At 69.7% G+C, this 221-nt stretch carries 1 protein-coding gene; it reads right to left on the minus strand.

The window, feature by feature from the left end; all coding sequences use genetic code 11:
- A partial coding sequence (locus BLX41_RS09410; RefSeq protein WP_148059703.1) for a hypothetical protein occupies nt 1-221 on the minus strand: 221 nt, incomplete at both ends.

Raw genomic sequence — 221 nt, forward strand, 5'->3', positions numbered from 1 at the left:
AGCTCCAGCTCGATCTGCCGGGCGCTGATCTGGCCGGCGCTGTTGTCCAGGTCCTTGGCGCTGATATGCAGCGCCTGCTGGGCGAAGAGCGCGCCGTCGCGGTTGTCGAGGCGGCCATCGGCAGCGGTTTCCAGGGTGGCGCCGCCGTTGAGGGCGGACACCTTGCCGGCCCTGTTGTCGAGGTGGCCCGCCTTGAGCGTCAGGTCGCCCTGCTGGGCAAT

It is taken from the genome of Pseudomonas protegens, assembly GCF_003732485.1.
GTDB classification, from domain to species: Bacteria; Pseudomonadota; Gammaproteobacteria; order Pseudomonadales; family Pseudomonadaceae; genus Aquipseudomonas; species Aquipseudomonas protegens_B.